Here is a 16,567-nt window from a genome sequence, read left to right as displayed (position 1 = left end):
TATGCGCATCTTCACCGTCGATTCCTTCACCGACCGGCCCTTCCGTGGCAATCCCGCCGCGGTCTGCCTGCTGGACGAGACCGTGCCGGACGAATGGATGCAGGCGGTGGCCGCCGAGATGCGGCATTCGGAGACCGCCTTCGTCCCCGCACCGAGGGATGATCAGGAAGACGGGCCGCGCCCGCTGCGCTGGTTCACCCCGGCCGTCGAGGTCGACCTGTGCGGACACGCCACACTGGCCGCGGCACACGTTCTCTACTCCCTCGGCGGGTCCGGCCGGCTCGAGTTCTCCACCAGGAGCGGCGTCCTGTCCACCGAGCAGACCGCCGACGGGCTGATCGCGATGAACTTCCCCGCCACCCGGGCCACGGCCGTCGACGCCCCCGAGGGCCTGGTCGAGGCGCTGGGGGTCAAGCCCGTCTGGGTCGGGCGCAGCCGGTTCGACCTGCTGGTCGAGGTCGAGTCGGCACAGGCCGTACGGTCTGCGGCGCCGGACTTCGAACGACTGGCCGCCGTCGACGCCCGCGGCGTCATCGTGACCGCGACCGCCGACGACGGGGACAGGGACGGCGACGGGGACGACGACGGGGACAGGGACGACAACAGGAACGGGGGACGTCCCGATTACGTGTCCCGATTCTTCGCTCCCAGGGTCGGCGTCCCCGAGGACCCGGTCACCGGTTCCGCCCACTGCGTGCTGTCGCCGTACTGGTCGGCGAAGTCCGGCCGGGACGCGCTCGTCGGCGCGCAACTCTCCGAGCGGGGCGGGACCATCCGGACCACGCTGCGGGGCGACCGGGTGGAGCTGGCCGGTCAGGCCGTCACCATCTGGTCGGGCGAGCTGCACGTCTGACCGGCCCGATCTTCCGACTGCGGGCGGGTGCCCGGCCGAGTAGCCCGGCCGAGTGGGTAATCTTGGAAAGTCCTCCCCAAACCCCTGGATTCGGCACCGCACATGTTCACCCGTCACGCGGCATCGCTCCTCGATCTGCTGGAGCGGGACTGGGCGCATCGGCTCGGCCAGGTGTCGCTGGCGGCCGAGGTCAATGCGGACGAGACGATGGTCGAGGCCGCCGCGGGCGCGCTGGGCGAGATGTACCGGGAACTACGGCGCGGGCGTCATCTCGAGCTCGCCCGTCGCTGGCCCGCCTGCCTTGTCGTGGCCCTGTCGGGCGTGGCCGCGACCGGTTACCGGTCGGGGTCCTGCTGGCCCTCATGGTGGGCGGCCACCCGTTTCCGGGGCAGGACGTCGGATGCCGCCGCGTTCGGCGAGGCGTTCCTGTCCGCGCTGCACCGGCTCGGCCTCCCCCGTCTCCCGGAACAGGCGGGCGCGAATCGGCACATCAGTCAGATCTTGATGCACGCGGGTGTTCCCACGTCCTGTCTGCTGGGGTTCTTCCGGTTCTTACTGGACGGCCGGTCCGACGCTCTCGACGAGCCGGTGCGCCGCTTCTTGGAGCACGGCGGGGACTACGCCGCCGACCTGGCCGAGCGCTGCCTCGATCTGCTCGACCGGCTACGTTCCCCAGAACCCGATCTGGCGGGTCTCACACTGCCTGCCCGCATCATGGACCACGCTCGGGCTCTGGTCCGTGACCGGCTGCTGGATCCCACCCCCGACGAGGAGCGCCCGGAACTCCTGCTCACCCCGCTCGGACAGGGCGTACGGCTGCGCCTGCCGGCCGCGATCGGCCCGGCGGCCGTGACCATCGACACCGACACCGACACCGGCACCGGCACCGGCACCGGCACCGGCGAAGAGACGATCGACGTCCGGCCCGGCGACCTCGTCCCGATCGTCCGACCCACTCGGTCGGCCCGCGTCAGCTGGCGTGCCGGGACCCGCGAGATCCGGCTGGACATCGTCGATCCAGCCGACCCGCTGCTGGTCTTCACCGAGGACGGCCGTCATCTTCCTCCCGGTCGTTCGCTGCCCGCCGACGCCGTGTGGTGCATGTTTCCAAAGGACCGGGAACCGACGGCGGACGGACCGTTGCGGATCATCGTGGAAAGCCCGCCGCCGGTCGGCTGGTCCGGCTGGCGACTGGTCCAGATCTCCCCCGGGCAGGCCACGTGGATCGCGCTGAGTGACTCCCACGGCGGAGCAGCCGGATCAGGGGGGCCGCGTCGCCAGATCCGCGGCAAGGACCGTCCGCGTGTGCGCACGGGCGCGGCGATCACCGGTGTCACCACTCCCGATGACGCCCCGGTCTTCACCGGTGTCTCCGTCTGGCTTCCCGGTGGCGGGCTGACCTGGTCCGTCGAGGTACGGCAGGCCGGGCGGTCCGTCTTCCGCGACTCGTTCACACCAGGCGAGCCCGTCGAGATCACTGATCTGTGGGATGGGGTCGGCGAGATCACCGTCATGGTGCGCGGGCCGATCGGGCTCGCCTCCCGCAGGAAGGTCATGGTCGCCGGAGGCCTGGCCGTACGGCACGATCCGCAACCGCGGCCGCTGGCCCCGGACGGGTTGGCGCCGGCGAGGGCCCACATCAGCGGGTCCGAGGGGAACGCCACGCTGAGTTTCGCCGCCGACGAGACCGCGCACGTGTTCACCTATGGCGGCACACGGCTCGTCCTCACCCCGCCGCACATGCGCGTCGCCACCGATCGTCACGAATGGCGGGCGAGCCCGCTCCGCCTGGCCGTGGAGGAACTCGAGACGATCGAGTGGTTGCGGATCGACGGCGCCGAGGCCGGCCCGTTGGAGGTTCGGGCCGACGGCCGCGCCGTCCAGGAGCTGACCCCTTCGGCCCGGGGCCGCTACAGCCTGCGGCGGGCGCTCGACACGGTCACCGCCTGTCAGGGCGCCGACCTGATCCTCCCGCCTGACGTGCCGGTGGCGTACGTCCGGCCGGCCGGCGCCGTCTCCGGTGTGACGCATCTCGGGGATCGGCTGCTCCTGACGGACCTGGTGTGGCTGGAGGGCCTGGTGGCCGAGATCCGCCCGGGCTGCGACCTGGACGGGGGCTCCGCCGAGATCGTGCCGGTGCCGCCGCACGGGGTGCTGACGCTGCCGCGACGACTGGCCGCCGCCGGTTCGCTGCACGTACGGCTGGCCGTACCGGATCCGTGGACCGGCCCGAACTGGCCGCCGGACCCACTCGTCTGCGCGAACCCCGGCCCTGCGACCACCCCGTAAGCCCCTGACCGAGTACCTGCCAAGCATCGAAGTACCTGCCAAGCATCGAACGGAGCCCGCGTGGACCCTTTGGAGACCAGTGCGCGCATCACCGGAGCCTACCGGCGGTATCTGAGCTCGCTGCTGCCGGTGCGCGACCCGGCGATCGGCGCGGCGCTGGCCGAGCAGATCGCGACCAGCCCACTGCTCAGCAAGGGTCCGCTGCTGGAGGCGACCCCGCCGTACCAGACCGGGGCCACGCTGCGCGAGCTGCTCTCCGAGGGGGTGCTGGACCCCGCCTTCGCGCAGCTCGGCGGTCCCGCGCTCCCCCTGGACCGGCCGCTTTACCTCCATCAGGAGCAGGCGCTGCGCAAGGCCGCCGCCGGGCGAAACCTGGTCGTGGCCACCGGGACCGGGTCCGGCAAGACCGAGAGCTTCCTGCTGCCGATCCTGGACGCGCTGGCCGCCGAGCGCTCACGGGGGAGACTCGGCCCGGGCGTGCGAGCCCTGCTGCTCTACCCGATGAACGCGCTCGCCAACGACCAGCTCAAACGGCTGCGCGAGCTGCTGGCCGCCGTGCCGTACATCACGTTCGGCCGCTACACGGGTGACACCCCCGAGCGTGCCGCCCAGGGCGCGGCACTGTTCGAGGAGCTCAACCCGGGGGCCGAGCGGCTGCCGAACGAGCTGCTGAGCCGCGAGGAGATGCGCGCGGCCCCGCCGCACCTGCTGGTCACCAACTACGCGATGCTGGAATATCTGCTGCTCCGCCCGGCCGACCTGGAGTTGTTCGAGACGCCCCCAGCTGATGGATCGGGTGACGGGTCGACGTGGCGGTTCGTCGCGCTGGACGAGGCGCACGTCTACGACGGCGCGAAGGCCGAGGAGCTCGGGATGCTGCTGCGCCGGCTGCGTGACCGGGTCGCGCCGGGCCGCGACCTGCGGTGCATCGCCACCAGCGCCACGGTCGGCGACCGGCCGGAGGCGGTGATGGATTTCGCCGGCAAGCTGTTCGACGCGCCGTTCGAGTGGGTGCCCGGCGACCCCGGCCGCCAGGACCTGGTCGGGGCAAGCCGGGTGGACATGCCGCGCGGGCCGTTCTGGGGGCCGCTCACCGCGGCGGACTACCGCGAGCTGGCGGCCTGCGCCGCTCCGGAGAAGGAGCTGGCGGCCCATGCGGGCGGAGGGTACGGCGAGGCCGATGCCAGCGGCACGGCCGGTACGGCAGACGCGGCAGACGCGGCAGACGCGGCAGACGCGGCCGGCATGGCAGGCACGGCACTGGCCCACGAGCACACCATGGCCACGCTCCGCGGCATGTTGTCGGGCGGCCCACGCGGTTTCGCCGAGCTGGCGGCGGCCCTCTTCGACGGGGACGAGCTCGCCCTGACGGCCCTGGTCGCGCTGGGCGGGCGGCTTCATCACGGGGGCAGGCCGGTGCTGTCGGCCCGCTACCACCTGTTCGTCCGGGCCACCGAGGGCGCGTTCACCTGCCTGCTCGGCCCGCACGTGTCGCTCGGGCGCCATGAGGTCTGCACGACCCCCGGATGCGCGGGGACGATGTTCGAGTTCGCGGCGTGCAAGCGCTGCGGGGCCGTCCACCTGATCGGCGCTATCGAGTCCTCGGGTGGCGGCGAGGTCTTCTCCCCGCGCCTCACCCGGGAGGAGGCCCGGGTCTGGCTGCTTCTCGGCGACGGCGCGCCGGAGGTGACCGACGAGGACGACGAACTGCTCGCGGAGGCTCCGGAGACCACCGCCGTGGACGCGTTCCTGTGCGGCCGGTGCGGCGCGCTGCGCGAGACCTCGCACAACCAGGCCGAAGGGACGGCTGAAAAGGAGCCGCGGTGCCGCTGCGGCGCGGCGGACGCTCGGCGGGCCGTACGGCGGCTGACCACGAGAGCGGGGGCTCCGAGCGGGTGCCTGGCCTGTGGCGCCCGCGGCGCCGGGATGATCCGGCAGTTCGAGAGCGGCAACGAGGCGTCGGCCGCCGTGCTGGCGAGCACCCTCTACCAGGCGCTGCCGTCCGCCGAGGAGCACGCGGACCGGCCGGGCGGCGGCCGCAAGCTGCTGGCCTTCAGTGACAGCAGACAGGCGGCGGCGTTCTTCGCGCCATATCTGGAGTCGAGTCACGCCGCCATCCAGCGGCGCGGCCTGATCCTCACGGGTCTGCGCCGGGCCACCGCCAGGGATGCCACGGCGACGGTGGACGACCTGATCGAGGAGACGGCGAGGGCGGCGACCGAGGCGGGCGTCTTCCAGCGGCGCGACTCGCGGCAGCAGCGGCGGCGTGAGGTGGCCCGCTGGGTGCTGCGCGAGCTGGTCGCCCTGGACGAGCGGCAGTCCCTGGAGGGCGTGGGCCTGATGCGCGTCGCCCTCGACGTCGATCCCGCCTGGGCCGCCCCGGAGCCGCTGCTGGATCTGGGGCTCACGGCCGAGGAGTCGTGGCTGCTGCTGGGCGAGCTGGCCGGCTCGCTGCGGCAGCAGGGCGTGCTGAGCATGCCGGAGGAGGTCGACCCGCGTGATGAGATCTTCGATCCGCGGCGCGGCCCGATCCACGTGCGCAGGGACGGCTCCGAGGCGAAGCTCAAGGTGCTGAGCTGGCTGCCGACCAAGGGAGCCAACCGTCGCCTCGACTACCTCCGCCGCCTCTTCGGTCCGGACATCGACGCCAGGCGGGTGCTCGACGGCTGCTGGCGCTTCCTGTCCGCCCACCGTGACGGCTGGCTGACCGCGGCAGCGCTGCCCAAGCTGGGTCAGGTGTACCAGGTGGACCACACCTGGCTGGTGCTGTCGGCCGATCCCGCCATCCATCGTTGTGATCTGTGCCGCCGGATCACCGCGGTCTCACTGCGCGGGGTCTGCCCCACGATGGGCTGTTCCGGGACGCTGCGCCCCGCCGTACTGGACGATTCTGATCACTATCGGGCCCTTTATCAGGAAATGTCGCCCGCGCCGCTGGTCGCGAGGGAGCACACCGCGCAGTGGACGAGCCTGGAGGCGGCCGATATCCAGCAGCGCTTCGTCCGCGGCGAGGTGAACGTGCTGTCGTGCTCCACGACGTTCGAGCTGGGCGTCGACGTGGGCGAGCTGAGCGCGGTGCTGCTGCGCAACATGCCGCCGAGCACGGCGAACTACATCCAGCGGGCCGGACGGGCGGGCCGCCGCGCGGACTCGGCCGCGCTGGTGGTCACCTATGCCCAGCGCCGCTCCCACGACCTGTCGCGCTACCAGGAGCCGGAGACGATGATCGCCGGACGGCTGCGGGCGCCGTACGTGCCACTCGGCAACGCGCGGATCGACCGCAGGCACGCGCACTCGGTGGCGCTGGCGGCCTTCTTCCGGCACACGAAGCAGACCTCGGGCACGGTGTGGAAGACGGCGGGCGACTTCTTCCTCGGCGACGGCCCGGAGCGGGTGCGGCGCTTCCTGTCCCCGATCCCATCGCAGGTGACCGCTTCGCTGCGTGCCGTGCTGCCCCCGGCCGCGCAGGCCGAGCTCGGGGTGGGCGAGGGCGTGTGGGCGCTGGAGCTGTGCGATCACCTGGACAAGGTGCGCCTGGAGCTCGGCCAGGACGTGGAGACGTTCGAGGAACGGCGGACGGCCGCCTTCGAGCAGCGGCGCAGCGATCTGGCCGCCCGGTTCGAACGGACCGTGAACACGCTGACCAGGCGGTCTCTCATCGGGTACCTGGCCAACCGGAACGTCCTGCCCAAGTACGGCTTTCCGGTGGACACGGTCGAGCTGCGCACCGCGCACTGTGACAGCCAGGTCGGGGCCCGCCTCGAGCTGTCACGCGACCTGACCACGGCGATCTACGAGTACGCCCCGGGGGCGGAGGTCGTGGCGGGCGGGGTGCTGTGGCGCTCGGCGGGCGTCTATCGGCTGCCCGGACGCGAGCTGATCAGCCGCTTCTACACGGTCTGCCGGGAATGTCAGCACTACCGGGAGGGCGACGAGACCCTGGAAGTCGCCTGCCCGGCGTGCGGCGCTGCCGGCCGGGGAACGCTGCGCGAATACTACGTGCCAGAGTTCGGTTTCGTCGCCGATCACCGTACGGCCAGGCCCGCGGCGGCCCCACCGAAGGCGGTGTGGCGCGGCTCCACGCATGTCGTGTCGCTCGGAGTGGAGCTGGCCGAGCGCCGCTGGGCGACGCCGGGGGGCGCCTCCGTCTGGTGCCGGTCGGGGTCCCGGGGCCGGCTTGTCGCGATCTCCGAGGGACCGGGGGGAGGCGGCTTCCTGATCTGCGACTGGTGCGGCTGGGGCGCGCCCAACCTCGGCAGGACGCCGAAATCGCACGTCCATCCGCTGCGCCGCAGCCCGTGCACCGGCCCGCTGCGCTGGCGCTCGCTGGCCCACGGCTACGAGACCGACATTCTGGAGCTCCGGTTCGACGCGCCCGGACTGTCCGGACACGGCGCGTGGCGGTCCGCGTTGTACGCCCTGCTGGAGGGGGCAGCGGACGGGCTGGAGATCAACCGGGACGACATCGACGGCACGGTGAACCCCGGCGCGGACGGCCGTACCGGCGTGGTGCTCTTCGACACCGTGCCCGGCGGGGCCGGCAGCGTGCTGCGCGTCGCCGGCGCGCTGGACGTGGTCGTGGACGCCGCCCTGCGCCGGGTCGCGTCGTGTGACTGCGGCGAGGAGACCTCCTGCTACGGCTGCCTGCGGACGCGTCGCAACGAGGCCTATCATGATCAGCTCAGCCGCGGCGCGGCCCTGGGCGTTCTCCGCGGTCTGGGTGAACTGTCATGATCCGCCCGTGTTATGCGGCATCCTGAACGAGATGGATGAGACGGTGATGACGGTAGAACCCCAGACGGGCACGGAGACGAGTGTTGAGACGGTTGTTGAGACGGACGCCGAGACGGACGCCGAGCCGGGCGCGTTCGGGATCGACGCGTTCACGCTCGACGACCGGCTGCGGCTGTTCCACTTCGCCGCGGCGGAAAAGCGCCACGAGTACCTGTGGCTGCTGCGCGCCTTCGACCGCGGCCGGGCCAACTACCAGGTCCTGCTGCACGCCTCCCAGGCCCGGGAGCTGCTCGAAGCGCTGCGCGCCGAACATCCCGGATGCCCCGAGGCCGTCGACGTGCAGCCGCTGCTGGACTCCCTGACCGACTGGCGACTGCTGGACCGCAGCTACGACGGCACCCGCGCGGCCAACCTGGCCGAATATCGCAACCGTCACTACGTCTACCAGTTCACCCAGGCGGGCTACCGGGCCTACCAGGCGGTGGAGGAGGTGCTGGGCGCGGGCCTGGAGGACGCCCAGCTCTCCCGGCTGGTGTTCCCCGACATCCTGACCGACCTGAAGGCGCTGGCCGAGGCGAACCGGGCTGGTGACGGCGAAGAGGTCTACCGCAAGCTCGGCCGCCTCGACCAGGTGCTGTCCGACATGGCGATGCGGGCCGCCCGCTTCTATCTCATGCTCGGTGACCTGGCCCGCACCAACGACGCCCGGCCCGAGGTGTTCCTGAACCACAAGGACGCGTTGCTGGCCCACATGCGGGAGTTCACCGCCGAGTTGGCGCGCTACCAGCCGCTGCTCGCCGCCGCGGTGGCCGAGGTGGCCGAGACCGGCGTGGATCGGATGATCGCCGCCGCCGCCGGGGCCGATGAACGACTGTTCCGCTCGGCGGAGGAACGCGAGCACGACTGGCGGCAGCGCTGGTCGGGGCTGACCCACTGGTTCGGGGCCGAGACGCACAACGAGGCCGAGCGATTGCAGAACGCCACGGTCACGGCGATCGCCGGCGTGCTGGCGCTGCTGCGCCGGGTGACCGAGGCACGGCGGGGCGGGGTGAGCCGGGAGAGCCAGTTACGCCATCTGGCCCAGTGGTTCGTCTCCTGCCCCTCTGACAAGGACGCGCACGCGCTGTTCCAGGTGACCTTCGACCTCGGCTCACCACGGCACATCGCCGTGCCGTACGAGGAGCCAGAGCTGATCCCCAGCCGGCTCTCGTGGTGGGAGGCCGAGCCGGTGCGGGTGGCACGGACACTGGTGCAGACGGGCCGGGCGCCTCGGCTGCACGGCGTGGGCCGGATCGAGCGCAACGAGGCGCAGCGTCAGCGGCTGCGCGCCGAGCAACTCAAGGCGCAGGCCGAGCGGCGGGCCGCCACGAACGCACTGGCCGCCGAGGGGGTGTACGAGCGGACGCTGGACGAGCCGGAGACGCAGGCTCTGCTGAGCCTGCTCGACCTGGCTCTGTCGGCGCGGGTCGCGGTGAGCCGCAGCGCCAGCGGGTCGGCGCACGGCGCCCGGCTGACGCTGCGTCCCTGCGACGGGTCGACCACGGTCAGGACCGTCCGAGGCCGGCTGCACCTGTCCGGGCTGCGTCTGGAGGTGTCCGCCTCGTGAGGGTCGCCGCCGATGTGGGGACGCTGGAGCTGGCCGACTACCAGCGCGCGGTACGGCTGCTGCTGCGGCACCCGCTGATCACCGCGGCCTACCCGGACCGCGGCGCGCTGCCGCTGGTCCGGCGGTGGGCGGCGCACCTGCGCACCGACCTGTTCGAGGTGCTCGGCTACCGGCTGCTGACCACCGGTGACACCGCCCGGCTGCTTCGGGTCCACGACGAACTCGACGCCACCAGGCCCGCCCTCACCAGGACCGGCAGGCCGTTCGACCGCAGGCGCTACGCCTACCTCATGCTCACCCTGGCGGCGCTGGGCCGCGCGGGCGCCCAGATCGCGCTGGGCGAGCTGGCCGACGCCGTGGCCGCCGACGCCGTACGGATCGACGGTCTCGGCATGGACACCGAGCGCAAGGCCGACCGGGACGCCTTCGTCGACGCGGTGGCCTGGCTGGAGCAGCGCGGCGCGCTGGCCCTGGCCGACGGCTCCGCCGCCGACTGGGTGAACAACCCCGACCGGGCCGAGGCGCTCTACGACATCGACCGGGAGATCGTCGGCGTGGTCTACCGGCCGAGCCGGGTGCTGCAGCACCTGCGCTCGGTCACCGCCCTACTCGACACCGATCACGGCCTGGCCCAGGGGCAGGCGACCATGCGCCGCACCGCGGCGCGCAGGGCGCGGCGGCTGGTGCTGGAACAGCCCGTCGTCTACTACGCCGACGTCGACGAGTCGCTGCGCGGCCAGCTCCGCTCCCCCGCCCTCATCGAGGACCTGGAGCGGCTGACCGGGCTGGGCGTGGAGCGGCGTGCCGAGGGCGTCGCCATCATCGACACCTCCGGCCGCCTGTCCGACGTCCGCTTTCCCGGTGCGGGCACGATCGCCCAGGCCGCGCTGCTGCTGGCCGCGCGCATCGCCACCTACTGCGGGCCGAGCAATCGGCGCAGCAGGCCCGCCCGGCTGCCGGCCCCCACCGCCGCCGAACGCCTGGCCGAGTCGGCCGCCCGGATCGACTCGGCACTGCCGTACCACGGCGTCCTGGCCGCCCTGGAGGATCCGGCCGGCCCGGCCGGCCCGGCGGCGGAGGCACGGATCCCGGACCCGGCATCGGACCGGGCATCGGACCGGGCGCCGGAGACGGAGCCGGCGGGCCATCCGTTCCTCCCCGACGCCTGGCTGCGCGGCGCGATGCGTCAGATCACCGGTGAGTACGGCAGCGCGTTCGGGGCGAACTGGCGCGCCGACCCCGACCGGCTGCTCGACGAGGCCGTGGCGCTGCTGGCCGCGCTGCGCCTGGTGGCCGTGGTGGAGGGCGGCGTGCTCGCGTTGCCCCTGCTGGCCAGATATCGGGGCGTCACCGCCGAGGTGAAGCCCCGCGCTCAACCCCACACTCAACCCCGCGCTCAACCCACCGTGGCGCCCACCCGGGCCGCCGAACTCTCCCAACCCACCCTCTTCGAAGGATCTCCTGAGTGAGCGAGCGAGCCACCCAGCGCAGCAGCCGCTATGTGCCCACAAGGGCGGGCATCATCAACCTGTGGGACTACCGCGATGAGGAGTTCACTTTCGCGAACGGGTGGCTGATCCTGCGCGGCCCCAACGGCTCGGGCAAGACCAAGGCACTCGAAGTGCTCTTCCCGTTCGTGCTCGACGGCCGGATCGATCCCAAGCGGCTCAACCCGTTCGCGTCGGAAGACCGGACCATGAAGTCCAACCTGCTCTTCCGGGGACAGGAGACCGGGCTCGGCTACGTGTGGCTGGAGTTCCGCCATGCCGACACCGGCCAGGCCGTCACGGTGGGCATCGGACTGCACGCCCAGCGGCACCGCGACACCCCGGTGCGCTGGCACTTCGTCGCCGAAGGCCGAGTCGGGGTGGACTTCTCCCTGCTCACAGCGGACGACCGGCCGATGACCCGCAAGCAGCTGGCCGCCGAGCTGGGCGAGCACGCGCTGCTCGCCACGCCGTCCGACTACCGCCTCGCGATCGACCAGCGGCTGTTCGGCCTGGGCCGGGAGCGCTACGAGCAGCTCATCACCCTGATCCTCACGCTGCGCCGACCCCAGCTCGCCAAGAACCTCGACCCGGCCAAGCTGTCCGACACCCTCACCGAGGGCCTCCGCCCCATCGACGACGACCTGGTGACCGAGGCCGCCCGGTCCTTCGACGACATGGAGTCGGTGCAGCGCACTCTGGAGGGGCTGGTCGCCGCCGACGAGGCGACCGGCGCCTTCCTGTCCAGCTACGCCACCTACCTTCGTACACACGCCCGCTGGGCGGCCGACGCGCTGACCCGTCGCCGCGACGAGGTGGCGGATCGCCGTACCGGCCAGGGTGAGGCGGCCGAGGATGTCGCAGCGGCCGACCAGACCCGGGCCGAGGCCGAGGCGCGGCTGGCCACGGCGGAGGACAAGCTGACCGGACTGCGTGCCCGGCTGGAGCAGCTCAAGGCGAGCGCGGCCTACGAGGCGCTGCAGCAACTCGCCGACCTGGAGCGGCTGGTGCGGACCTGCGCGGACGCCGAGGCCACGGCCCGGGGCGAGTTGACGCGCCGCACAACCGCGAAGGCCCGGGCGGCCGGCGAGCTGGACGCCGCCCGGCGGAGCCTGACCGAGCTGGACGCCGCGGTCTCCCGGGCGGCGACGGAGCTGGCCGACGTGGCGTCCGCGGCCGGGATCGCGTGGAGCGCGGCCGACGCCGCGGAGGACGACTTCGCCGCCCGGGTTTCCGCCCGGATCGCGACCAGGGACGACGATGTCAGGGCGGTGCGTGCCGCGCTGGCGGCCGTTAGCAAGGCCGAGCAGGCCCGTGACTTGGCCCGCGAGGCGCTGGACCGGGCCTTGGAGGTCATGGCGGCGGCCGAGAGGGAGTCCGCGGCCGCCGAGACGGAGGTGGAACAGGCCAGGGCGGACGCACGCGACCAGCTTTCGGCCTGGCTGGCACGGCACCGGGATCTCCTCGCCGGCTCCGACGCCCAGGCGGGTCCTGACGCGCTGGCCACCGCGCTGGAACAGGTGGGCGAGCCGGACGCCCCGCCCCTGGAAGCGGTGTTCGCCGAGATCACGGCGCCGGCCGTACAGGAACTGCGCGAGGAGCAGGCGCGGCTGCGCGGCGAGCGGCGCCGGGCCGAGCTGGATCGGACCGCCGTCGAGGAGGAGCGGCGGCTGATCGCCGCGGAACGCGACGACGCGCCGCCCGCCCATCCGGCGCGTACCGCGTCACGCGAGGGCAGGGCGGGCGCGCCGCTGTGGCGGCTGGTCAGGTTCCGGGACGAGGTGCCGGAACGGACGGCGGCCTCGGTCGAGGCGGCCCTGGAGGCCGCGGGCGTGCTGGACGCCTGGGTCACCCCAACGCCGGAGCCGGTGCGCGTCGGCGACTCCGACGCCTATCTGGTCGAGGGCGCCCAACCGGTCGAGGGCGGCGGCGCGCAGCCGGGGGCGAGCCTGGCCGACCTGCTCGTGCCCGAGGAGGACACCCCGGTCCCCGCACAGCGGATCACCGGCATCCTGCGTGCGGTCGCCTTCCGAGACGATGACGACGACGCGGACGGTGTCGGTGGTGATGGTGCTGTTTTAAGCACCGACCCCGGAGCGCCGGCCCTGCCTGTGATCACCGGCGGAGGACGGTTCTTCCAGGGCATCCAGCTCGGCGCGCATCACAAGCAGACGGCGGAGTACATCGGCGCCACCGCCCGGGCCCGCCGCCGCGCGGCCCGCCTGGCCGACTGCGACGCCCGCCTCACCGCGATCTTCGAGGTGATCGAGGATCTCGACCGGCGAGCCGCGGCCACCGAGGCGAGGCTCGACGCGTTCACCGAGGCGCGGGCAGCACTGCCCAGGACCGGGGCGATCGTGGCGGCGCTACGCAAGCGCGAGCAGGCGGCCGGGCGCCTGCGCGCCACCCGGGAGAGCGCCGACGCCGCCCGGCGCGGCCACGACGAGGGCGTCGCGGCGTTCGGCGCGGCTGAGCGTGCGCTGCGCAGGACCGGGGCCGAACGCGGACTGTCCCCCGACGTGGTGGAGGAGGTGGCGGGCGCCGTCCGGCGCTTCGAGCGCATGGCGGGGGCGCTGACCGGGCGGCGCCGGGAAGCCGCACGGCAGCGGGCGACCGTTGAGACCGCCGCCGACCGGCTGACCGAGGCCGCCGAGGACGAGGCGACCGCCGCGGAGACCGAACAGGCGGCACGCCGCCGCCACACGGAGGAGGCCGCCAAGCTGGAGGCCCTGCGGTCGACGGTCGGCGCGGAGGCGAGCCAGGTGCTGGCCGAGGTCGAGCAGGCGGAGACCGCGATCGGCGTGACCGAGCGGGAGGTGGACGCGGCCCGCACGGCCGAGCGCGAGGCGCTGTCGGTCGCGGCGGGGGCCCGCGCCCGCCTGGAGGCCTCCCGCGAGGCGTTGGGGGTGGCACTGCGCGAGGAGCGGGCGACCGCCCGCGAGCTGGGCCCGTACGCCCGGCGGGAGCTGCTCGACGTCCTGCGCTGCCCGCCGGTCCCGGCCTGGCCCGCGCAGGAGGCCGACTGGCTGGGCGAGGAGCTGCCCGCCGGGGTGCGCGCGGTCCACGAGGCGATCCTCTCCGTCACCCGCGACCTCACCCCGACCGAGATCTCGCTCAAGCAGTCGACCACCCGTCTGACCAAGGCCCTGGACGACCTGCAGGCCCAGCTCACCGCCGCCGATCAGGACTACCGCCCGGAATGGGACGGCGCCGACGGCGTGATCGTGGTACGGATCGCCGACGAGGAGGGGCCGCTGCCGGTCGGCGCGTTCGCCGCGAAGATCGCGGCAAGCCGCCGGGACCAGCAGCAGCTGCTGTCGGAGTCCGAGCAGCGGATCCTGGAGGACGCGCTGTTGACCCGCCTCGCCCAGCAGATCCACGACCGCACCGTGGACGCCCGGGACCTGATCCGCCGGATGAACACCGAGATGCGGTCACGTCGCATGTCCTCCGGCACCACTGTCGGAGTGGGCTGGGTGCTCGCCGACAAGCTGGAGGAGGAGCAGCGAGCCGTGTGCGCCCTGCTCGACGGCGACGCCGCCCGCCTGGGCCCGGACGCCCTGGGCCGGATGCGCGCCCATTTCGCCACCCAGATCAAGAACGCCCGAGCTCGGCACCGGGACAGGCCCTACCGGGAGCTGCTGGCTGAAGTGCTCGACTATCGCCGCTGGCGGCAGTTCGCCTTCCAACTGGTCCGACCGGGTGGGCCGGAGGAGCGGCTGACCCGGGCCAGGCACAGCCGCCTGTCCGGGGGCGAGCAGTCGGTCTCACTGCACCTGCCGCTGTTCGCGGCGGCCCACGCGATGCTCAACTCGGCCCGCCCCGACGCGCCCAGGCTGCTCGCGCTGGACGAGGCGTTCGCCGGGGTGGACGACACCGGCCGTGGCGAGCTGATGTCCCTGGCCGCCCAGTTCGATCTCGACCTGTTCATGACGGGTTACGACCTGTGGGCGACCCACGCGGCGGTCCCCGCGGCATCCCACTACGACCTGGCCCACTCCCCCGTGGAACACACGGTGAGCGCCCTGTTGCTCGTCTGGGACGGCGGGGAACTGCTCGCCGACGACGCGGGGGAGCTCGCCGCCGCGCTGGGGTCGCCCGGCACCAGACGGATCCGGACGGAAGAGGTCGACGCCACCATCCTCGACGCCGCCGCCCTGAATGGCTGAGCTGCCCATGGACGAGCTGCCCATGGACGAACTGCCCATGGACGAGCTGCCCATGGACGAGCTGCCCATGGACGAGCTGCGCGGCGAGGGCTGGACCCGATTGCTCGCCGCCGCTCGGCGCAAGCTGGAACGCGACGGCGGCGGCGACGGCCGCAGCGTCAACGGTCACAGCGACGATGGCGGCTCCATCGGGCTGAAGGACCCGTCCGAATCCGAACGCCGCGTCGTCATCGGTCTCACCGGCAGATATCGTCCGGAGTCGGTGCGGCGGCTCACCGTGTCGCTGGCCGAGCTCGACGCCGCTTTGACCACGCGGTACGGCATCGGCCTGCGGGAGATGCTGACCAGGCTGGGCGGCCCGATCCGGGACCGCGCCGCCGAACGTGCGGCTCTCGATCTGGAACGGGAACGTCTGCTGGGCACGGCCGGAACCAGCCGGCATGCGGCCGAGCCGTGGTTCACCGCATGGCTGGACGGCCTGGCCTCGGACGGCACGCTGACCCGGCTGATCCGGCGCGGCGACGGGCATCTGCTCGGATGCGCGATCGCCGTGCTCGCTCACCTCCCCACGCTCGGCCTCCCCGAGATTCCCGTCCCCGGCCTGCCCGCCGTCTCCACCGGACTCCCCGGACAGTCCGTTCCTCTGCCGATGCTGGCCGAGCGGGCCACCGGTGACACCAAGGCGCTGATGCCCGGATCTCCGCTGGCGCTACTCGTCCTGCGAGCGCTGGCGCTGCGCACCGGGCTGCCCACCGTGCCGGGAAACCGGGCGGGGCAGCGGGAGCTGTGGGAGTCCGCCGGGGCGATCGTCGATGATCTGGCCAGCCAGGTCCTGGTGCTGAACATCCGGACCCGGTCTGAGGGCGTCGTCTCCGGCTGGCTCGACGAGGCAGCTCGTCATGGCATTCCGTACCGGCTCACGCTTCACCAGCAGGCCGTCTCGCCCGTGATCTGCGCAGCCGAGGAGATCTTCGTATGCGAGAACCCCGCGGTCCTGCGTGCCGCCTCGGCCGAGCTCGGGGCCGGCTGCGCCGCGCTGGTCTGCACCGAGGGCATCCCGTCGGCGGCATGCCACCGTCTGCTCGACGCGGCCGTGGCCGGGGGCGTGCGCCTGCGATGGCGCGCCGACTTCGACTGGACGGGGTTGCGCATCGTCGGTCGGGCCATCGCCCGGTACGGCGCGGAGCCCTGGCGGATGAGCGCGGCCGACTACGCGGCGAGCCTGGCGGAGGGCGAGTCCACCCCGCTGGCAGGCCCACCCGCTGACAGCCCCTGGGACGAGGCGCTGGCCGCCCTGATGACTTCCCGCGGTCAGACGGTCATGGAGGAACGCCTCATCCCGCCCCTCCTCGCCGACCTGGCATCGGACGCGCCGTCGGTCAGTACGGCACGGCGGTCAACATGATCACCTCGGCGGCCGCGCGCCCGG

7 protein-coding genes are annotated in these 16,567 nt (G+C 73.1%); all 7 read left to right on the top strand.

Features of this window, described 5'->3' with window-relative positions; all coding sequences use genetic code 11:
• Position 1 precedes the first annotated feature (1 nt).
• The 7 genes from Mth01_RS05825 (at position 2) to Mth01_RS05795 (ending at position 16,543) form a co-directional block, all read left to right on the top strand.
• The gene (locus tag Mth01_RS05825) at positions 2–853 is read left to right on the top strand and encodes a PhzF family phenazine biosynthesis protein (protein ID WP_204012439.1); all 852 of its coding nucleotides are present in this window, start codon (positions 2–4) and stop codon (positions 851–853) included.
• A gap of 102 nt (positions 854–955) precedes the next feature.
• Positions 956–3,142, top strand: coding sequence for a hypothetical protein (locus tag Mth01_RS05820; protein WP_204012437.1), 2,187 nt, complete (start codon positions 956–958; stop codon positions 3,140–3,142).
• Positions 3,143–3,202: 60 nt separating this feature from the next.
• Entirely contained in the window at positions 3,203–7,876 is a 4,674-nt protein-coding gene (locus Mth01_RS05815; protein WP_204012436.1) for a DEAD/DEAH box helicase, read from the top strand.
• Positions 7,815–9,482, top strand: a complete 1,668-nt coding sequence (locus Mth01_RS05810) for a TIGR02677 family protein (protein ID WP_239089399.1) — start codon at positions 7,815–7,817, stop codon at positions 9,480–9,482. Before Mth01_RS05815 ends, Mth01_RS05810 begins: the two co-directional genes overlap by 62 nt.
• Positions 9,479–10,951, top strand: coding sequence for a TIGR02678 family protein (locus Mth01_RS05805; protein ID WP_204012422.1), 1,473 nt, complete (start codon positions 9,479–9,481; stop codon positions 10,949–10,951). Before Mth01_RS05810 ends, Mth01_RS05805 begins: the two co-directional genes overlap by 4 nt.
• Complete coding sequence (locus Mth01_RS05800) at positions 10,948–15,138, top strand: TIGR02680 family protein (protein WP_204012419.1); 4,191 nt, start codon at positions 10,948–10,950, stop codon at positions 15,136–15,138. The genes Mth01_RS05805 and Mth01_RS05800 overlap by 4 nt, the downstream gene beginning before the upstream one ends.
• On the top strand, positions 15,131–16,543 hold the full coding sequence (locus tag Mth01_RS05795; RefSeq protein ID WP_239089398.1) for a TIGR02679 family protein: 1,413 nt from the start codon (positions 15,131–15,133) through the stop codon (positions 16,541–16,543). The genes Mth01_RS05800 and Mth01_RS05795 overlap by 8 nt, the downstream gene beginning before the upstream one ends.
• The last annotated feature ends 24 nt before the right edge of the window (positions 16,544–16,567 follow it).

This window comes from Sphaerimonospora thailandensis (genome assembly GCF_016863115.1).
Lineage (GTDB): Bacteria > Actinomycetota > Actinomycetes > Streptosporangiales > Streptosporangiaceae > Sphaerimonospora > Sphaerimonospora cavernae.
This window is presented reverse-complemented; position numbering and strand designations above follow the sequence as displayed.